Here is a 1176-nt window from a genome sequence, read left to right as displayed (position 1 = left end):
GTGCCCAGCGCCGACTCATTTTGGCAGGCATGACGGATATCATCATCGACCTAGATACAAAAGAAGATTATCTCCATTATAACTCGGTGCCCCGGCAGACCGACCATTGGCGCGGGGCAGCGGTGACCGCTGGTGGTCCACACTCGCTTCTCCCGTCGATGCGAACGGAAAATTATCGTTTCAGAGCCTTCACCCCACAAGAGCCGACGACTGGCACCGACCGGTTGCGTCGGGCCTCACCACGTATTTCGTGCGAGGCTTTCGCCGAAGGACGCGTATGCTGTCTTGTGCACGTCAATCAGCCTGTTGGACAGTTCTGGCTCTTGGCCCGGCGGCCTTGCAGTGCAGGAGCGTTTGGCGAGTCCTGGCCCCAGCTCTTGACCTTGTCCTTGCCCTTGAAGCGCATCATCAGACGCCGCCTCATAGAGCGCGCGCCGCACGTCCGCGTCGCCGGCCTTCGAGATGCGGCCCTGAATGTCGATCGTTGAACCGGACTGCCAGCGCCGCGACGTCAGCCCGAAGTAAGCGGCGACGTCGCGCGAGCGGTGAAAGCGCGTGGGATCGTCGATCGCCGTCATGAAGGAGAGCGCCGTCACCCGACCACGTCGGGAATAGCCATGAAGCGCCGGCACGGCTCGCTGTGCGCGACGATCCTCACGACGAGATCATGCAGCCGGCAGTACTGTCGCCACAGCGCCGCGCGCGCCGTCAGCATGGCGTCCATCAGCTCGGCCGACAACGGATTGTCCGCCACCGCCTGGCGTACCGCGCGTTCGAAGGCGCCACGTCCGACCTTGCCTAAGGCGGATGCCGAACGACTTCAGCGAGTGGCGGATGGCGTTCTCCAGGTCGAGGAACTTCGGCCTTCAGATTGCGCCGGTGCGTCAGCAAAAGGCGCGTCCGGTAGCTCAATGGCTCGACGGACACGAACTCCGACGCCATGCTCGAACATCAAGTCGGCAAGTTGGCGCCCATCGAGCAGAATGACGCGTTGAGACAGGTGCTTCACGAATTCGTGGGCATGTGGGCTGAATGTCGAGGTGGTCACGAAAACACCCTTCGTCGCTCCTAGCCCTACCAGACTGCCGACGAATCCTTGAACATCAGGTCGCCCAATAGCGTTTGCGACAGCATAACGCTTCGCTTGAACATACCCCGATCGAGACCGAGCCGATC

At 61.7% G+C, this 1176-nt stretch carries 2 pseudogenes; both read right to left on the bottom strand.

The annotated features are described in order from the left end of the window. Window positions 1-344: 344 nt before the first annotated feature. Window positions 345-909: pseudogene (locus EN780_RS39885) on the bottom strand (transposase); the annotation flags it as partial. 94 nt (window positions 910-1003) lie between these two features. Then, window positions 1004-1117: pseudogene (locus EN780_RS41065) on the bottom strand (restriction endonuclease); the annotation flags it as partial. Window positions 1118-1176 lie beyond the last annotated feature (59 nt).

Source organism: Mesorhizobium sp. M4B.F.Ca.ET.089.01.1.1, from assembly GCF_004022605.1.
GTDB classification, from domain to species: Bacteria; Pseudomonadota; Alphaproteobacteria; order Rhizobiales; family Rhizobiaceae; genus Mesorhizobium; species Mesorhizobium abyssinicae.
Note: the sequence above shows the minus strand (reverse complement) of the source record. Positions and strands in the feature narration are given on the sequence as shown.